Source organism: Pseudomonas izuensis, from assembly GCF_009861505.1.
Lineage (GTDB): Bacteria > Pseudomonadota > Gammaproteobacteria > Pseudomonadales > Pseudomonadaceae > Aquipseudomonas > Aquipseudomonas izuensis.
Genome location: NZ_WTFT01000084.1, coordinates 1 through 1,032, shown reverse-complemented (window position 1 = coordinate 1,032; position 1,032 = coordinate 1). Strand labels below are relative to the sequence as shown.

Genomic DNA, 1,032 nt, shown 5'->3' with positions numbered 1-1,032 from the left:
CGCCTCGTCGTGACGGGCATGACGCACGCCGGTCAGGCGGTCGCACGGGTCGTACTGGTAGCGGCGTTGGCCGTGGCGGCTGTCGTCGATCTGCAGGAGCTGGCCGTTGGCGCCGTAGGCATAATCGCGACGGTACCGTGGGCGCTGGTTTTGGCTGACGGCGTGGGCCAACAAACGGCCCTGATCGTCGTAGGCATAGTCACTGAGCAAGGCCCCTTGCTGGCGCTGGCGTTCGCGGCCGTACGCGAACTGGTGGCCGGTGAGGCGCGTGCCGTTGAGGTCGATGGCGGTCAGGGCGCCGCCTTCGGCGCGGTGATATTTGAGGCGGTTGTTGTCCGGCAGGCGCAGGTGTTGCAGCTGGCCGCAGGCGTCGTAGCCGTAGCGCAGGGTGCCCCAGCCCTGGTGTTCGCTGATCAGCCGGTCGTGGGCGTCGTATTCGAACGCCAGCGGATGCGCCTGGCCGTCGTCGACGCTGACCAGCCGCCCCAGCCGATCGTAGCGGTACTCGACCTTGATCCCGTCGGGCAGGGTCTTGAGCAGCAGGCGTCCGGCGCTGTCGCGTTGATAGGCGGTGACGAGCTGCGAGCCGTCATCGCCGAACTCGGTTTTTTCCAGCAGTTGACCCTTGAGGTCGTAGGCGTAGGCGGTGCGCCGGCCGTCGAAACCGGTTTCCTGGCGGATCAGGCCGCCCGACGTGTAGTCCAGGCGATAGGTGTCGCCAGCCTCGTTCTCGATCGCAGTGAGCAACAGTTGCGCGTGGTCGTAGCGGTACTGGAGTTGCGTGCCGTCGGGGTTGACCCGCCGACTGACCAAGTGCAAATCGTCGGCGTATTCGTAGCGGGTGACGCGCTCGAGTTCGTCGCGCTCGGCAGTGATCCGGCCGTAGGCGTTGTAGCTGAAGGTGCGGCGGGCACCGCTCGGCAGGGTGGTCTGCAACAGGCGGCCGACGGCGTCCCACTGGTAACGGGTGACGCCGCCGAATTCATCCTCGACCGTGGTCCGCCGCCCCAACGCATCGTAGGCATATTGCCG

Annotated in this window: 1 pseudogene; it reads right to left on the bottom strand. The window is 66.9% G+C overall.

From position 1 onward, the window contains the following. Positions 1–1,032 (bottom strand): annotated as a pseudogene (locus GPL81_RS30975) (RHS repeat protein); the annotation flags it as partial.